The organism is Rhodococcus sp. 06-1460-1B (genome assembly GCF_002258475.1).
GTDB classification, from domain to species: Bacteria; Actinomycetota; Actinomycetes; order Mycobacteriales; family Mycobacteriaceae; genus Rhodococcoides; species Rhodococcoides fascians.
The window spans coordinates 297,956-313,327 of the sequence record NZ_NOYS01000033.1; the positions used below are offsets into that span (position 1 = coordinate 297,956).

Consider the following 15,372-nt stretch of genomic DNA (forward strand, 5'->3'; position numbering starts at 1 on the left):
GGAAACGCGTAGCAGGCTACGAGTTTCCACTCACATGCGCGAAGCGCTCTACACCCGAACCGCCAGCAGCTTTCCCTCGGTTTCGATCTTGCGTTGATGCTCGTTGAAATCGGGTGCAGCGCAAACGAACAGCGTGCGGCCGTCGGATCCGCCGAGTCCACACGCGAACACTCCGAGATCGAAGTCGAGCTGCTCGAGAACCTCTCCGCCCGGCGCGACGTGCAACACGCGCTGACCGAGTGCGTCGGCGATCCACATCGTGCCGTCGGTGTCGATGCAGCAGCCGTCGGCGGCCACCTTCACCTCACCCATGGCCGTTGCGATGTCCGTCGACGACGGCAATTCACCGAACGTCGCCCAATCGCGCCGCTCCCCCAGTGACCCGTCCTCGGCGATGTCGAAGGCACTGACCCGGTTCCCGACCGTCTCGTCGACGAGCAGTTCACCGGAATCGGTGAACGCCATCCCGTTGGGGAAATACAGATCCGATGCCACGACGTGCGCGGACCCGTCCGGGTCGACGCGAATCAGGTCGGCCGTCTCGACGGGCGCGAAGTTCATCAGATCGAACCCGAAATTGCCGATGTACGCCCGTCCCTGCGCGTCGACGAGCATGTCGTTGAGGTTCGCCTTCACGTACGTCGACAGATCGGCATGGACGGTCAGCGAACCGTCGTGCTCGCGCAGTAGCAGTTTGTAATCGCGCATCGAGACGATCAACAGCCGCCCGTCGGGCAGCCAACCGAGGCCCGACGGCTGATTGGGCACCTCGGCCTCGACTCGCACGTCGGAACCGTCCTCGAGAGCGGATACGACGCGATGGCTGTAGAAGTCCGATACCCAGATCCTCCCGTCGTGCCAGCGGGGACATTCGAAGTATGTGTATCCGTCGAGAACGACGGTGGTCTCCGGTTTCATATTTCGCATTCAAACACCGCGTCAGGTCGCCGCGACGGCGAATCGGCGAGCTGGCATGCTGGGACCCGTGTTCGACGCCCACCTACACATCATCGACCCCAGATTTCCGCTGATCGAGAACCAGGGATACACGCCGGATCCGTACACCGTCTCGAATTATCTCTACGACGTCGACGGGCTCGGGATCACCGGCGGTGCCGTGGTCACCGCATCGTTCCAAGGCACCGATCAGAGCTATCTGTTGGCCGCACTGGAGACGCTCGGACGCGGTTGGGTGGGGGTGGCCCAGCTCGATCCGGGGTGCACCGACGAGGAGATCGTCGCCCTCGACGAGGCAGGCGTGCGGGCGATGCGATTCAACCTCAAACGCGGTGAGACCGACGTCGAGATGCTCACCACGCAGGCCCGACGAGTGCACGAACTGGTGGGCTGGCACGCCGAGCTGTACGTCGACGCGTCGTTGCTGCTTTCGCTCGAGCCCATCCTTGCGAAACTACCGGCGGTAAGCATCGACCATCTGGGACTGTCGACGCAGGGACTTCCCTATCTGCTGAACCTCGTCGACCGCGGAGTACGCGTCAAGGCAACAGGATTCGGCCGCGTGGACCTCGACATCGTCGACACCTTGCAGCAGATCCACCGCGTGAACCCGGAGGCACTGCTGTTCGGCACCGACCTGCCCGGCACACGAGCCCCACGGCCGTTCTCCGAGACCGACATCGACATCATCTCCGGGGCCGTCGGCGGCGACCTCCCCGCTGTGCTCGACGGTAATGCCCGGACTTGGTATCGGGTGCCTTAGATCAGTACTGCTCCCCCGAGCCACACGGCCGAGGCGAGCAACGCGCCGAACAGCTCCACCAGGATCGACAGCCCGGCCGCCTTGGTCGCATGCACGGTCGATCGCCAGGCCTCGGAATGGTTGCGGTGCCTGGGTAGTTCGGCCACGTAGACGCCGGCGATGAAACCGATGAACAGGCCCACCACGGGAATGACGAAGAAGCCGACGATGCCGAGCAGGCCGCCGACGATCAGCGACCGCATCGGCACGCCGGCCTCGCGCATCCGACGGCCCGGCCAGGTGTACTTCACGACGCCGCTCAGCACCAGCAGCACCGTCGCGATGCCGAACACCGTCCACGCGGCCGTGCCGCCGGTAACCAACGCCCACACCGCAACAGCTGCGAAGATCAAGATGGTGCCCGGCAGGACGGGCACGACGATGCCGACGAGTCCGACCAGAATCACCAGGCCGACCAGTATTTCTCCGAGAGCGCTCATGGTGGTCAAGTGTGCACGTCGATCGCCGGTAAGTTGACGCCTGTGCCCCGAACCGCGACTTTCGAACGTCCTGTTTCCGGCGGCGACGCCCTGCTGTCCATCGGCAGCCTGCTCATCGGTGCCATCGCCGTGGTGGCCGCGGTCGTGCTTCTCGTCGGTGTGTTCGACCTGAATTGGGTACTCGGCTACGCCATTCCGCTGGCGACGGCGGTGTTCGCAGTTGCCTTGTGGCAGTCGCTGAGTCGCCGCGGCTGGACGTGGAAGGATCTGCAGCTCACGTCGGGTCCACGATCGCTGTGGCACCTGCTGTGGGAAGTGCCCGTCGCGTGGATCGCCGCCATGGGCGTCGGTATTGCACTCGCCGGCGCTGTCGACATAGCTCCCGCCTCCGATGCAGGCGGAAGCGCGTCGACTCTCGATGCACTCGACGTGGGCGTGGTCGCCGGAGCTCTCACCATCGCCTGCACTGTGCTGATCGCACCGGTACTCGAGGAGATCCTCTTCCGTCGAGTGATCTTCGGGTGGTTCGACACCCGAACACGATGGCAGATCGCGGTTCTCGGCTCCGCGGTGTGCTTCGGGGCCGTCCACGTGCTGCCCGCCATCGCGCTGATCATGGTCTGCATAGGCTCTGCTGCGGCCCTGCTGGTTCGACTGCACCGATCGTTGATTCCGGGCATCGCACTGCACACGATGAACAACGCCCTTGCTACCGCCGCAGTGGTGGCCTCAATCTAGACGGTCGGTCGAACCTTGCCTGCTGCCTCGCGGGCCCGAGCCCGCGCAGTCTCGATGTCCGACGCCGTCGACACCGCAACACCCATTCGCCGCCGGACGAAGCTGGCGGGCTTGCCGAACAGCCGGAGATCGGTTTCGGGAACCGCGAGGGCATCGGCGACGCCTTCGAACGAGATTCCGTCCGCATCGACACCGCCGTAGATGACCGCCGACGCTCCCGGCGAGAGCAGTGTCGTGTCGATCGGCAGCCCGAGAACGGCGCGGGCGTGCAGCTCGAACTCCGAGAACCGTTGCGTACGAAGCGTTACCAGGCCGGTGTCGTGCGGCCGGGGGCTGACCTCGGAGAAATAGACGTTGTCGCCCTGCACGAACAGCTCCACGCCGAACAGTCCCCGACCACCGAGTGCCGTCGTGATTCTCTTGGCCACCTCACGCGCCGACGCGAGAGCGGCGTCGGACATCGGTTGCGGCTGCCAGGATTCGATGTAGTCGCCCGACTCCTGCAGATGGCCGATCGGCTCGCAGAACGACGTCCCGTCGGTGGCGCGCACGGTGAGAAGTGTTATCTCGTAATCGAAATCGACGAATCCCTCGACGATGACGCGGCCCAGGTCGACTCGACCGCCCTTCAACGCGTAGTCCCACGCCGTCTCGACGTCGGCTTCGGTCCGTACCACCGACTGCCCCTTGCCGGACGAGGACATCACCGGCTTGATGACAGCGGGGAAGCCGATGTGGGACAACGCTTGTCGCACCTCGTCCAACGAATCGGCGAACGCGTACGGCGAGGTCGGCAGACCGAGCTCCTCGGCCGCGAGCCGCCTGATTCCTTCGCGATTCATCGTCAATTGTGTTGCGCGCGCGGTCGGAATGACCACCGAGCGTCCTTTGGCCTCCCCCTCGGCGAGCGCATCGGTGGCAATGGCCTCGATCTCCGGGACGACGAAGTCCGGTTGCTGAGCGTCGATCAGGGCCAGCAGCTCTTCGGGGTTGCTCATGTCGATCGTGTACGCGTGATGCGCCACCTGATGGCCCGGGGCATTGTCGTAACGGTCGACGGCAATCACCTCGACACCGAGGCGCTGGAACGCGATGATGACCTCTTTGCCCAGCTCACCTGCCCCGAGGAGCATGACCCGGGTGGCACCGGGCGTGAGTGGAGTACCGATGCGGACGGGTTCTGGGGCAGTCACAGCCCTATTATCCACACCCACATCACTTGGACGCCCTAGTACAAGTTAGTCTCCATTCACAATCGCAGCTGACGAGTCGGAACGAGGCAACAAACGTGGCTAACACTGGTGGACCGCTCGCAGGGCTCCGCGTCGTCGAACTCGCCGGGATCGGGCCCGGTCCGCACGCAGCGCTACTGCTCGCCGACCTCGGCGCAGACGTCGTCCGCGTCCAGCGCGCCGGACAGGTCTCTCCACACGACCACCAGCTGCGCAGCCGCACCATCGTCGAAGCGAACCTCAAGGATCCCGCCGACATCGAGAAGGTCCTCGGCCTGATCGAACGCGCCGACGTCCTCATCGAGGGCTTCCGCCCCGGCGTCACCGAACGACTCGGACTCGGGCCCGACGACGCCCTCGCCCGAAACCCGCGCCTGGTCTACGGCCGCATGACGGGCTGGGGGCAGGAAGGCCCCTGGGCACAGACCGCCGGCCACGACATCAACTACATCTCCGTCACCGGCGTCCTCAACGCCATCGGCCGCGACGGCGAACGACCGGTGCCACCGATGAACATGGTCGGCGACTTCGGCGGCGGATCGATGTTCCTCGTCTTCGGCATCATGGCGGCGCTCTACGAACGACAGAATTCGGGACAGGGACAGGTCGTCGACGCAGCCATGGTCGACGGCACCGCAGCACTGTCGCACATGATCTGGGCCTGGCGAGGCGTCGGAGCATGGAGCGACGACCGCGGCGTCAACCTGCTCGACACCGGCGCGCCGTTCTACGACACCTACGAGACATCGGACGGCAAGTACATGGCGGTCGGGTCCCTCGAACCGCAGTTCTACGCCCAGCTCGTGACCGGCCTCGGTCTCGCCGATACAGACCTACCGTCACAGATGGACAAGTCGCGCTGGCCGGAACTGCGCGAGACGTTCACCGCGACATTCCTGACCAAGACCCGCGACGAATGGGCCGCAATCTTCGACGGCACCGACGCCTGCGTCTCCCCCGTCCTCACCTTCGCCGAGGCTCCGAACCACCCACACATGAAGGACCGAGACTCGCTCATCGACATCGGTGGCGTGACGCAGCACCGTCCGGCACCGCGGTTCTCGCGCACCGAAAACGGAGTCCCGACGCCACCGCCCGCCACCGCCACCGACATCGCATCCGTCTGGGCGTAATTCTTTGCGCAGAACTCAAAGTTATGGACGCATTTCGGCTGATTCTCGTCCATAACTTCGAGCTCGCGGTCAGAACACCGCCGCTCAGAACACCAGGGCCGGCTGTTCGGATTCGACGCTCGGTGCCAAGGCTCGATACGCCGCGGCAGTGGCCGCAACCGCAGCCCGAAGCTCCTGCGGCTCACGGGTGTACGGCAGCCGAAGGTAACGCTCGAACGCACCCTCGACCCCGAACCGTGGGCCCGCGGCCAACACTGCCCCGAACGCAGGCGCCGTAGCGGCGAGCGCACTCGACACCGGAGCGGGGAGCTGAAGCCACAGCGACATCCCGCCCTCCGAGCGCCGGTACTTCCACTCCGGAACATGTTCGGCCAGAGCATCTTCGAGCACATCTCGACGCTCGCGCAGCTGGGATCGACGGACCTCCAGAGCAGGTTCGGCATCCTGCAGCAGGAACGACGACGCCAGTTGATCGACGATCGAGGTACCGAGGTCGTGTGCTGCTCGCGAGCCGGCGAGCTGCGACACGAGCGATGGATGCGCTCTGATCCATCCGATGCGCAGACCGCCCCAGAACGACTTCGACGCCGACCCGATCGTCACGATGTCCGATCCCGACACCCGCCCGAACGATGCGACCGGTGGCGGCGGTGGCGCGTCGAGCCACAGGTCCACCATGGTTTCGTCGACAATGAGCGTCATTCGGGTGTCTCGGGTGATGCGCGCAAGCTCGGCGCGCCCCTCCGCGTCGAGCACCTGACCGGTGGGATTGTGGAAGTCCGGAATCAAGTACGCGACCTTGGCGGCGGTTTGCCTTGCCGCGCTGCGGATTCCGTCCAGATCCCAATCGCCCTCGACCGGACGCACCGGCACCGGTACGGGCCGGGCACCGACGCGCCTGATGGCCTCGAGTGCATTGGGATATGTCGGGTGATCGATCAGGACGCGGTCACCGGGCGCGGTCAACGTACCCAGCAGCAACCGAACCGCTTGCTGCGCACCCGAAGTGACCATGATCTGATCGGCGGTGGTGGGCAACCCACGTTCGACGAAACGCTGCGCGATGGCCTCCCGCAACACAGCGAGTCCGATGGGCTCCATACCGTGAGTGGGCAGATACGTCGGAAGTGCTTGCAGCGCAGATTCGTACGCTGCTGTCATCGTTCCGTCGGCCGCCGACATGGCCGCATGACTCATGTCCACCACCGGACCCGACGGTGACGTCGACTGAATCAGCATTCCGTTCGGTGTCGGCGCGGCAGGCAACGCCACGGTGCTGCGCGATCCCTGTTTGCTGATGAGATAGCCCTCGTCGCGCAGCACCGAATACGACGAGGTGATCGTGGTGCGACTCAGGTCGAGAGCAGCCGACAGATCGCGTTCACTCGGCAACCCGACACCCAACGGGATGCGGCCGTCGTGAATGAGCAGTCGAACCCCGTCTGCGAGCGCCCTGTACGTGGGACGGGAGGCCTTGCGCCTGCCGGATCCATCGGCCGACGCGTCGCCGCGCCAGCTTCCGAGATCACGGGCCAGTGACGTTGCATTGAGCACTCTGGAGGCCATACAGCCCATATTCACCCACTGGCATCGAACTTTCAAGTCCATTGGGCGTTCGACTGGACTGCCTGTCGGCGTCCGGTGGATACTCGACCCATGCCGAGCAGCACCCTCTTCGACACGGCCATCGGCCGATGCGGTCTTGCATGGAGCGCGGACGGCGTGATTGCCGTGGCATTACCCGAGCCGTCGGACGAGGCGATGCTCGATTACCTGGCCGGCTTCGCCGCAACCCCAGGTCCGGTCGATGCTCTCGCCGAGGACGCGATCGACCGAATCGTCGCGTTGCTCGCCGGCCGAACCGTGGACATGAGCCCGATCCCGTTGGTGCTCGAGGTTTCGGCGTTCGACGCCTCGGTCTACACCGTGTGCAGCGCGATTCCCCGGGGCGCGACGCTGACGTACGGAGACATCGCCGGTCGACTCGGGCTGCCGGGGGCAGCACAGGCGGTGGGCGGGGCACTGGGCCGCAACCCGGTACCGATCATCGTTCCGTGTCATCGCGTGCTGGGCGCGGGCCGAGAGGTCGGTGGCTTCTCCGCTCCCGGCGGGGCGAATACGAAACAACGAATTCTCGGCATCGAAGGCGTCGCCGGATTCGACGAGCCGACGCTGTTCTGAATTCATCGGTAATCACTAAAGATACTTCTCGACCGAATATATAGATCCAAAACAGGATTGAAGTTGGCTTTGTCAGCCAGATATGCCAACCGAAGACATCGAGGCGTCGACAACGGAAACCGTCGCGGCGTCGGGACCCGGACTGACATCGGAATCCTCTTCTCTACCGCCGATGGTGAATGCGCCCGTATCCGGTAGCCAGCCGATCGCTCCGCGCTGGAACAGGTTGTATCGTCCGGAACCGGTGGGAGTCGGGCGCTCGTTGCTGATCGGATAGCCAAGTGCGCCATAGGGTCCGCCGTGCGAGAGGTACCACTCCAGGATGGGTCCGTGTACTTCGTGCGCACCACCCTCGGGGAGGGCGAACACCATCGCGTGCGAGAACTCCAACATGCCGCCCCCTTGCGGACCGAGCATGAATTCGCCAGTCTGCGCCCCGATCCACGAGTGTTCGTAAGCAAACCGATCGAATTGGTAGCTGAAAACTTCCAAGCCATTGTAATTTTCAGTCATCGACCGGCCCTCCGTCGCTTTACTTGGCCTCGATTATCCACCCGATTCGTAGACGCGCACTTCGATTCGGAGATATATGTGACGTCTCCGCTATTGGAGAAGGGCGAGAATCTCGGCGGGGATCTCATCCGTCGCTGCGGGGTCGACCGCCGTTCGAGACCAGCTTCCACCCGACGCGTCCAGCCGAACCAACTGATTCGGACCGAGCAACCACAGCTGATCCCCGGCCGCCCAGTTGACGCCATAGCCGTACGCCTCGCTGGAGGTAGCAGGAGCGCTGTACTGAACGACGTCGGCGGTGTCGACGATCTGCAGCGTCGGGACGCCGTCGAGATCGACAACCTGAGCAGTCGATGTGCCGGATGGGGACGTCTGCGGGGACGCAAGCGCCACGGGTGCGGTCGTGGTTGTCGTTACCGGCGGCGGAGGTACCGGGACGGTCGTGGTCGTTGTAGTCGGAGGAACAGTCGTCGTGGTGGTCGGGGGTGCGGTCGTTGTCGTGGTCGGAGGAACAGTCGTAGTCGTCGTCAGAGGAACAGTTGCGATCGTTGTCGATGTGACCGGTGGCACGGATTCGGTTATCGGCGTCGCTGGGGCGGGAGCACTTCGGGCAGCGACGCCCGCGGTGGTGGACGATGGAGATCCGCAACTGCTGGTCACACCGAGCACGAGATTGAGACGGGAGAACGTATGCGTGCGTGAGCCTGTGGCCAAGAAGGTTCCTACTTTTGCTTTCAACGTCAGTTGGTAAGTACCAAGGGCCAAGAGGCCACCAATGCTGGCCGAGCTGAAAGTCGATGGGTTCACTGCCGAAGGCGCAACCTCGAATTGAGCTACGGGAGACCCACCGACCGGGCCGAAGTCAAGGGTATAGGTGTACGCGGCATTTGTATTCGGCCATTTGAAGGTGACGGGAGTCAAAAGTCCACCGCCCTCGCATGTAAAACTTGCGGGCAGCACGACAGTTCCAGCTGTCAGTGTCGTCGTGGCGTAGGCAACATCAGTGCTAGCCGCCAGGGTCATCTCACTTCGTGAGACACCCACCCCGGTCACAGTCGCGGCCACCGTGACAATTGCAACAGAAGACACGGCCACGTGCTTTCCGGACGAGTGTCTGGGCCGCTCATTCTTGCGCTCGCTCGGCTGCCAGGCGATCGCAATCAGCGAAATCGAGAGCACTGCACCGATTCCCCACGCAAAGGGCGTGCTGAGCCATGAGACGAAATAGCCGGCGTACGGAACGTCTGCAAATACACACTGCGCTTCGGTGACCACATAGGTCTCCGGATCAACGACATCGTTTGCGTCGCCCTTGAGCACGAGCTCTGCGGAATTGCCAACGAGGCCAACGATCTCGGTGATGCGGTGGGTTATTTTCGTCCCGTCCGCAAGATCTACACTCACGACGTCGCCGACCTGTAATTCAGCAGCTGGGACCATTCGAGCCAGCGCGACGGACCCGGTGTCGATGGCTGGTGCCATCGAACCCGACCTGAATACAAGCGGAGTCACACCGAAAAAGACGGCGCACATGCCGGCAGAAATACAGAGCAGCCCCATGACCGCCCCGACAGACAGTGCGAGCTCTCGAAGCGTCCCCAAGGGTGTCTTCGATGTGTTAGACACCGGTCGCTCCAGTCGCTGTGAACAGTAGCGTCAAATTCGCTTGCGTACCTTGCAGATTGGTTGCCGCGCCGGATGACAAGGTAGCCTGAATACAAAGATTCGCGTTGCCTGTCGTAGCGGCGACGGGCCCAACCGATGCATTCGGAACCATCACTGCTGAACTAGCACTGGGGACTACAGCAGTCTGTGCAGTACCGCCGGTGCACGTTTTGTTGGATCCGTTCGTGAGCACGGATCCCGACGGCATCGCCGACACCGTAAGCACAGAAGACAGCGAGCCGGACCCGACGACGGAGACGCCGTACCGGAACGGGAGGCTTCCACGGTTTTGTACCGCTATGACGGCCGCCGTACTATTACCGGGCAGGAGTGACGTTGGCGCGAGCGCGAATTCGTAAGGTTGCGTCACAGGACCTTCACTGCCGTCGAGTCGAATGTCGACCGATCCGGTGGCGAACTCACCAGATGTTGCCGTGGCACTTGTCGACCACACTGCGAGAGTTCCGACGGCACCCAACCCCAGCACCATTCCAAGCGACAGCAACGCGCGAACCCGCGCACTTCCTACGAGGCGCAGTACGCGTGCGAAAAGCGTTGTGGGAACCGCATGCGCGCCCATCAGAGATCGGTCTTCTTTCTGGCTCGTTTACTGTCGAGGCCGGCTCCGACGAATTGATACAGAGCGAAACCGAGTAATCCAGCGACGACGACGCCGACGAACACCGACCGACGCTCACCTGTGATCCAGTTGTTCACATATCCCAAGTACGGGATGCTGTACCACACTGTTCCGCGAACCTGGACGGGCCTCACCGGGTCCTGATCAGGAGCAGAATTGTTGTCGCCCTGCGTGATGTAAAGCTGCTTACCGTCCTTGTCGAACGTGGTGCCGACAATGCGGTGGGTTATCACACCCGGTTCACCCGATTTGATCTGATAGGTAATTGCCTCGCCGACACCCAGATTTTCTACATCGGTCTGTCGGACGACTATCAGCGTTCCCGGCGGGTACGTCGGCTCCATCGACGACGTCAAGACGGTGAGGGGCATCGCGTTACCCAACTTGGGAACCACGATCGAAGCCAAAAGTACAGCAACGACGAATAACAGCGCTGTCCACGACAGCACATGTCCTATCCACCAACGGACGCCGGTAGATTTGCTGGCTGCTCTGTGCTCGCCTACTGATGTCATGGGTTGTTCTTCAGTTGCTGGGCATCGAAGGTGAACACATGCCGATACGCCACAGCCGCCGCGGGTGCAACGAGCAAGGTCGAGCGAATACACACCGTGGCGCTGGTATTGCGTGGGATATTGGTCCAACCCGCTACCCCACTGGCTGAGCCCTTGGTTTGTACGCTGACATCAGCAAGCGTGGCGACGCCGCCAGGTACCGAGCCGGTCGTCGGACAGTCCGCAGTCGACTCAACTCGTCGAGCGTCGACATGGACCGTGGCAATTCCCGCAGACGACGACGGAACCCCGACTGTGCCCAAGCGAAACTTCAGGGGGATTGTCCCTCCGTTGGCAATGATCAAGGGCCGCTGAACGAAGTCACCCGTTTGAATCAAGCCTGACGGCTTCAGCTCGTCGAATTGGAAAGAAGTCGACTGCGTCGACCCGCCGGAACCCGCCGTCAGCACCAGCGTGCCCGTATTCACCGGCCCCGTCCCCGGCACGGTCGCATCGGTGCGCCACAAAGCCGCGGTGGACTGCACCGACCCGAGGGCCAGCACAGTCACCGCGATCGCAAGAGCCGCTCCGACAAGCTTCCGGTTGGAGGTCATTCTCAGCGTCAAGTCAGGCAGACGACCGGATCATGCACGAGTTTGCTGGAGCACGACCTGAAACCCGGCCAAGTTGACGGACGAGTTCTGACCGACGTTCGTAGTCGTGCCTGCATTGAAGGTGACCACAACCCGAACGTCGATCTCTTGGCCGTCGTTGGCTTCGGTCAGGAGCGGAGGGATGGCCGCTCCAGTGCCAGCGTCCCGGGTGTCTGTTGCCACCGTTATTTCACTCGCGGTGACGCCGGCACCGTAGGTGATCGATGCCTGGTTCGGAATCAGAGTCGCTTGCAAATTGTCGCCTTCGGCGTCTACACGAAACGTCACGTCGTAAGCCAAGACGTCGCCCGGCACCATGTTGAACGCCGCGATATCCAGATCGCCGGGAGTAACAGGGGCACTCGGGGAAATGTCGGTCCAAGTCCCGACTCCCACTGGCTCCAGCTTCAAAATGCCCGTCGAAATTGCACCGCCACCGGCGATCGTCTCGGTGTCACTCCACAGCGCATACGAGCCCGCGCCGCCCAGCAGCAGCACTACCGCTGCACCACCGGCGAGTGCACCCTTGGTTGCCTTGTTCATTCGTTCAACTTTCTTCGGTGGCCACACGGGGCCGAGGGGGGTGATCCGATCGGATCGTCGGCCATCCGAAGAGGCCTCCGCAATTGGTGCGATGCTCATTGTTTCGCCACGTCTACCTGGCCTGTTACCCAAGTGAGAGTAAAAGTCCAGGAGTCTTTTCGGCCGCTCGTTTCGAACTCTGCGTTTACATGTCGCGATCATCTGTAAAGCAGAGCCTCATCCGGAATCGGTTGAATCGGACAACTGCCGACGGCCGATTTCGGACGATTACCCGTCCTAATGATTGTTTCCAGCCGGTCTACGAGAGCACAGTTTGTTTCATCGACACAGACGTTCCTGGGTCTACAGGTTCGTGCGGAGACAGCAAAAAGCCCCGAGGCAGTGTGCCTCGGGGCTTTTCGGTGACGGGTTCGGCTACCGCAGGATGTCTCGTCGAACGATGGTTTCGTCGCGGCCCGGTCCCACACCGATGCACGACATGTACGCACCCGACAGTTCCTCGAGACGCAAGACGTAGTTCTGCGCGTTGATCGGCAGTTCCTCGAATGTCCGCGCACCGGAGATGTCTTCCCACCAACCGGGCATTTCTTCGTAGATCGGCTTCGCGTGGTGGAAACCGGTCTGCGTCATCGGCATTTCGTCGTGACGGACGCCGTCGACGTCGTAGGCGACGCAGATGGGCACGGTGTCCAGGCTGGACAACACGTCGAGCTTGGTCAGGAAGTAGTCGGTGATGCCGTTGACGCGGGTGGCGTACCGAGCGATAACCGCGTCGAACCAGCCCGTACGTCGGGCGCGACCGGTGGTGACACCCACCTCGCCGCCCTGCTTGGCCAGGTACTCACCGTGGTTGTCGAACAGCTCGGTCGGGAACGGACCGGATCCCACACGCGTCGTGTACGCCTTGAGGATGCCGAGCACTGTGGTGATCTTGTTCGGGCCGATGCCCGAGCCGACGGACGCGCCGCCTGCCGTCGGGTTCGACGACGTCACGTACGGATAGGTGCCGTGGTCGACGTCGAGCAACGTGCCCTGAGATCCCTCGAGCAGAATCGTGTCGCCGCGCTCGAGGGCGAGGTTGAGCTGCAGGCGCGTATCGGTGATGCGGTGCTTGAATCCTTCGGCCTGTTCGAGCACCTCGTCGACGACCTGCTGTGGGTCCAACGCCCGGCGGTTGTAGATCTTCGAGAGCACCTGGTTCTTGAATTCCAGTGCGGCCTCGACCTTTTGGGTCAGGATCTTCTCGTCGAGCACATCCGCCGCACGCACGCCGACGCGGGCGAGCTTGTCCTGGTAGCACGGGCCGATGCCGCGCCCGGTGGTGCCGATCTTCTTGGCACCGAGGAACCTCTCGGTGACCTTGTCGATGGCCACGTGGTACGGCATGATCAGGTGCGCATCGGCGCTGAGCAGCAGATTCGACGTATCGACATCGCGCTTTTCTAGGCCGTCGAGCTCGGTGAGCAGCACACCCGGATCGACGACGACACCGTTGCCGATGACGTTCTTGACGCCCGGCGTGAGAATTCCCGACGGGATCAGGTGCAGTGCGAACTTGTCTCCGTTGGGAAGAACGACGGTGTGGCCGGCGTTGTTGCCGCCTTGGTAGCGAACCACCCACTGAAGTCGTTCGCCGAACAGGTCGGTGGCTTTGCCTTTGCCTTCGTCGCCCCACTGGGCGCCGATCAGGACTATCGCCGGCATGTGCTCTCCTACGTTGCTTTCGTGCAAGGACGTGCTGCAGATGTACTCGAGCGAATGCAGCAGTCACCATTCGTCGCAGGCGCGACAGTGGCCGGGGGAACAGTCTAGCCGAGGCGGTGAGCTGGCCCGCATGCCGCTACGGTCGACGCCGAACGAGGGCACTATGGTCGTGACGAGGATTCATCGGAAGATCTAGGAGCGCCGTGACACCGTTCGTTCTGCAGTGCGGCAACCCGCTGCTGCCGATCACGCTGACCGACGTCCCACTGCGCAACGCCGACGCAGTACCGACCGACGACGACTGCAGCGCGATCTTCTCCGACATCGAATCCGCCCCCGAGCCACGCATCATCGTCCTGGGCGACGATGCGTCCCTCGCCGCGCTGCTGACGCGCCTGATGCGCACCGAACGGCTGCACGTCGAGGTCGCGTTCGTGCCGGAGAACGCAACCGACGCCGCGCACATCTACAAGCTGGGCACCGGGTCACGTGCCGCCAAGGTCGCCCTGACGGGTACGGCGTCGAGCACACCCCTCATCCGCGACGATGCAGGCAAGGCCGTCGTCGGGAGGGCACTGCTCGGCGGTGCCGACGGAACCGACCTCGAAGGCGAGGCGTATGTCGACGACACCCGGCTGTTCTCCGGCGTCGTGCCCGGAGTCGAGGTGGCTCCCACCGCGGACATGCCCGGCCTCCGCGCACGCGTCGTCGGCCGTCGCCGATTTCTGCCGCGCCGCTGGGTCAGCGGCCGCGCCATGCAACTCGGCTCCCCCGCCGCCGAACTGACGCGCGACGGCATCGCCGGCGGCAAGGCGGTGAAGCGGTCGACCTTCTACCGCCACCATCAGGAGTGGTTGCTGGTCCGATGACCGTTCCGGTGCGGCGCAGTCCCCTACTGCCGAGCCCGATATTCGTCGCGGTGCTCGCCGTCGCCGGAATAGGTGGTGCCCTTGCCTGGACGGCGGACGACGTCACGTCCGTCGCCGCGCGCATCGGAGTGTTCGTGCTCGTTCTCGCCGGGTGGATCGCGTCGGTGTGCCTGCACGAATTCGGCCACGCCTACACCGCGTTTCGAGCCGGTGATCGCGAAGTCGAGCTTCGCGGCTACCTGACCCTGAACCCGCTGAAGTACACCCACCCGCTGCTGTCCATCGTTCTCCCGGTGGTGTTCATCGCGATCGGCGGGATCGGCCTGCCGGGCGGCGCCGTGTACCTGCGTACCGGACAGTTCTCGGCGTCGACCCAGCGGCGCATCGCACTGGCCGGCCCGTTCGCCAATGCAGTTGTGGCCGTGGCACTTCTGGTGGTCATCAGGCTGTTCGGTACCGACGGCACCAACGCCGCCTTCTGGTACGGGCTCAGCTTTCTGGCGTTTCTGCAGATCATGGCTACGATCCTCAACCTGATCCCGGTGCCCGGACTCGACGGATACGCAGCCCTCGAACCCTCGCTCTCACACACCACCCGAGCGTCGCTGAACCAGTTCAAGGGATACGGGATTCTCGTCCTCGTTGCGTTGCTTTTCGTGCCGGCTGTCAATGCCGCCTTCTTCGGAGCGATCTACACCCTGTTCGGATTGTCGGGGGTCCCCGAGTTCTTCGCCGGCAACGGCAACTACCTGATGCGATTCTGGATCTGACAGGTCCAGCGGGAAACACTGCACGGCATCGAACGCGA

General features: G+C 63.4%; 17 protein-coding genes. 6 read left to right on the forward strand and 11 right to left on the reverse strand.

Annotation, left to right across the window (positions count from 1 at the left end):
- Positions 1-48 precede the first annotated feature (48 nt).
- Positions 49-927, reverse strand: coding sequence for an SMP-30/gluconolactonase/LRE family protein (locus CH268_RS19735; RefSeq protein WP_094665651.1), 879 nt, complete (start codon positions 925-927; stop codon positions 49-51).
- Positions 928-973: 46 nt separating this feature from the next.
- On the opposite strand from CH268_RS19735, the gene CH268_RS19740 reads away from it, so the two are divergent.
- Positions 974-1,720, forward strand: a complete 747-nt coding sequence (locus CH268_RS19740; RefSeq protein ID WP_032382211.1) for an amidohydrolase family protein — start codon at positions 974-976, stop codon at positions 1,718-1,720.
- Here the strand turns inward: CH268_RS19740 and CH268_RS19745 are convergent.
- Positions 1,717-2,199 carry a DUF456 domain-containing protein gene (locus CH268_RS19745; RefSeq protein WP_094665652.1) on the reverse strand — a complete coding sequence of 161 codons (483 nt, stop codon included), beginning with the start codon at positions 2,197-2,199 and terminating at the stop codon, positions 1,717-1,719. The two genes, CH268_RS19740 and CH268_RS19745, sit on opposite strands and share 4 nt — an antisense overlap.
- A gap of 42 nt (positions 2,200-2,241) precedes the next feature.
- Here CH268_RS19745 and CH268_RS19750 point away from each other — a divergent pair, with 42 nt between their 5' ends.
- The gene (locus CH268_RS19750; protein ID WP_094665653.1) at positions 2,242-2,937 is read left to right on the forward strand and encodes a CPBP family intramembrane glutamic endopeptidase; all 696 of its coding nucleotides are present in this window, start codon (positions 2,242-2,244) and stop codon (positions 2,935-2,937) included.
- Here the strand turns inward: CH268_RS19750 and purT are convergent.
- Entirely contained in the window at positions 2,934-4,130 is a 1,197-nt protein-coding gene (gene purT / locus CH268_RS19755; protein ID WP_094665654.1) for a formate-dependent phosphoribosylglycinamide formyltransferase, read from the reverse strand. The genes CH268_RS19750 and purT overlap by 4 nt on opposite strands.
- Before the next feature lie 95 nt (positions 4,131-4,225).
- Between purT and CH268_RS19760 the strand changes: the two genes are divergently transcribed.
- Entirely contained in the window at positions 4,226-5,302 is a 1,077-nt protein-coding gene (locus CH268_RS19760; protein WP_094665655.1) for a CaiB/BaiF CoA transferase family protein, read from the forward strand.
- Positions 5,303-5,386: 84 nt separating this feature from the next.
- Here the strand turns inward: CH268_RS19760 and yczR are convergent, their stop codons facing one another.
- Positions 5,387-6,868 carry a MocR-like transcription factor YczR gene (gene yczR, locus CH268_RS19765; RefSeq protein WP_027494287.1) on the reverse strand — a complete coding sequence of 494 codons (1,482 nt, stop codon included), beginning with the start codon at positions 6,866-6,868 and terminating at the stop codon, positions 5,387-5,389.
- Positions 6,869-6,958: 90 nt separating this feature from the next.
- Between yczR and CH268_RS19770 the strand changes: the two genes are divergently transcribed.
- Positions 6,959-7,483 (forward strand): methylated-DNA--[protein]-cysteine S-methyltransferase, encoded by a 525-nt coding sequence (locus CH268_RS19770; RefSeq protein WP_094665656.1) that lies wholly within the window; start codon positions 6,959-6,961, stop codon positions 7,481-7,483.
- A gap of 72 nt (positions 7,484-7,555) precedes the next feature.
- Here CH268_RS19770 and CH268_RS19775 read toward each other — a convergent pair whose 3' ends face one another.
- The 7 genes from CH268_RS19775 to CH268_RS19800 all read right to left on the reverse strand — a co-directional run bounded on the left by CH268_RS19775 (position 7,556) and on the right by CH268_RS19800 (position 13,695).
- On the reverse strand, positions 7,556-7,996 hold the full coding sequence (locus CH268_RS19775; RefSeq protein WP_094665657.1) for an LGFP repeat-containing protein: 441 nt from the start codon (positions 7,994-7,996) through the stop codon (positions 7,556-7,558).
- Positions 7,997-8,086: 90 nt separating this feature from the next.
- A complete protein-coding gene (locus CH268_RS19780; protein WP_094665658.1) occupies positions 8,087-9,556 on the reverse strand; it encodes a signal peptidase I in 1,470 nt (489 codons plus the stop codon).
- A 58-nt stretch (positions 9,557-9,614) separates the two neighbouring features.
- On the reverse strand, positions 9,615-10,241 hold the full coding sequence (locus CH268_RS28465) for a SipW-dependent-type signal peptide-containing protein (RefSeq protein ID WP_141215173.1): 627 nt from the start codon (positions 10,239-10,241) through the stop codon (positions 9,615-9,617).
- Positions 10,241-10,816 carry a signal peptidase I gene (locus tag CH268_RS19785; protein WP_094665659.1) on the reverse strand — a complete coding sequence of 192 codons (576 nt, stop codon included), beginning with the start codon at positions 10,814-10,816 and terminating at the stop codon, positions 10,241-10,243. Before CH268_RS19785 ends, CH268_RS28465 begins: the two co-directional genes overlap by 1 nt.
- Positions 10,813-11,421: a hypothetical protein gene (locus CH268_RS19790; protein ID WP_141215174.1), complete on the reverse strand. Its 609-nt coding sequence runs from the start codon at positions 11,419-11,421 to the stop codon at positions 10,813-10,815. Before CH268_RS19790 ends, CH268_RS19785 begins: the two co-directional genes overlap by 4 nt.
- An 18-nt stretch (positions 11,422-11,439) precedes the next feature.
- The gene (locus CH268_RS19795; protein WP_032382206.1) at positions 11,440-11,991 is read right to left on the reverse strand and encodes an alternate-type signal peptide domain-containing protein; all 552 of its coding nucleotides are present in this window, start codon (positions 11,989-11,991) and stop codon (positions 11,440-11,442) included.
- 414 nt (positions 11,992-12,405) lie between these two features.
- The gene (locus tag CH268_RS19800) at positions 12,406-13,695 is read right to left on the reverse strand and encodes an adenylosuccinate synthase (RefSeq protein ID WP_027494295.1); all 1,290 of its coding nucleotides are present in this window, start codon (positions 13,693-13,695) and stop codon (positions 12,406-12,408) included.
- 203 nt (positions 13,696-13,898) lie between these two features.
- On the opposite strand from CH268_RS19800, the gene CH268_RS19805 reads away from it, so the two are divergent.
- Together CH268_RS19805 and CH268_RS19810 are read left to right on the forward strand one after the other, a co-directional pair.
- The gene (locus CH268_RS19805; RefSeq protein WP_027494296.1) at positions 13,899-14,564 is read left to right on the forward strand and encodes a hypothetical protein; all 666 of its coding nucleotides are present in this window, start codon (positions 13,899-13,901) and stop codon (positions 14,562-14,564) included.
- Positions 14,561-15,334: a site-2 protease family protein gene (locus CH268_RS19810; RefSeq protein WP_094665712.1), complete on the forward strand. Its 774-nt coding sequence runs from the start codon at positions 14,561-14,563 to the stop codon at positions 15,332-15,334. The genes CH268_RS19805 and CH268_RS19810 overlap by 4 nt, the downstream gene beginning before the upstream one ends.
- The last annotated feature ends 38 nt before the right edge of the window (positions 15,335-15,372 follow it).

What these genes read in the sequence shown, in the direction of transcription:
- CH268_RS19735 (WP_094665651.1), bottom strand. Translation starts at nt 927, where the DNA reads ATGCGAAATATGAAACCGGAGACCACCGTCGTTCTCGACGGATACACA.
- CH268_RS19740 (WP_032382211.1), top strand. Translation starts at nt 974, where the DNA reads ATGCTGGGACCCGTGTTCGACGCCCACCTACACATCATCGACCCCAGA.
- CH268_RS19745 (WP_094665652.1), bottom strand. Translation starts at nt 2,199, where the DNA reads ATGAGCGCTCTCGGAGAAATACTGGTCGGCCTGGTGATTCTGGTCGGA.
- yczR (WP_027494287.1), bottom strand. Translation starts at nt 6,868, where the DNA reads ATGGCCTCCAGAGTGCTCAATGCAACGTCACTGGCCCGTGATCTCGGA.
- CH268_RS19770 (WP_094665656.1), top strand. Translation starts at nt 6,959, where the DNA reads ATGCCGAGCAGCACCCTCTTCGACACGGCCATCGGCCGATGCGGTCTT.
- CH268_RS19775 (WP_094665657.1), bottom strand. Translation starts at nt 7,996, where the DNA reads ATGACTGAAAATTACAATGGCTTGGAAGTTTTCAGCTACCAATTCGAT.
- CH268_RS19780 (WP_094665658.1), bottom strand. Translation starts at nt 9,556, where the DNA reads ATGGGGCTGCTCTGTATTTCTGCCGGCATGTGCGCCGTCTTTTTCGGT.
- CH268_RS28465 (WP_141215173.1), bottom strand. Translation starts at nt 10,241, where the DNA reads ATGGGCGCGCATGCGGTTCCCACAACGCTTTTCGCACGCGTACTGCGC.
- CH268_RS19785 (WP_094665659.1), bottom strand. Translation starts at nt 10,816, where the DNA reads ATGACATCAGTAGGCGAGCACAGAGCAGCCAGCAAATCTACCGGCGTC.
- CH268_RS19795 (WP_032382206.1), bottom strand. Translation starts at nt 11,991, where the DNA reads ATGAACAAGGCAACCAAGGGTGCACTCGCCGGTGGTGCAGCGGTAGTG.
- CH268_RS19800 (WP_027494295.1), bottom strand. Translation starts at nt 13,695, where the DNA reads ATGCCGGCGATAGTCCTGATCGGCGCCCAGTGGGGCGACGAAGGCAAA.
- CH268_RS19810 (WP_094665712.1), top strand. Translation starts at nt 14,561, where the DNA reads ATGACCGTTCCGGTGCGGCGCAGTCCCCTACTGCCGAGCCCGATATTC.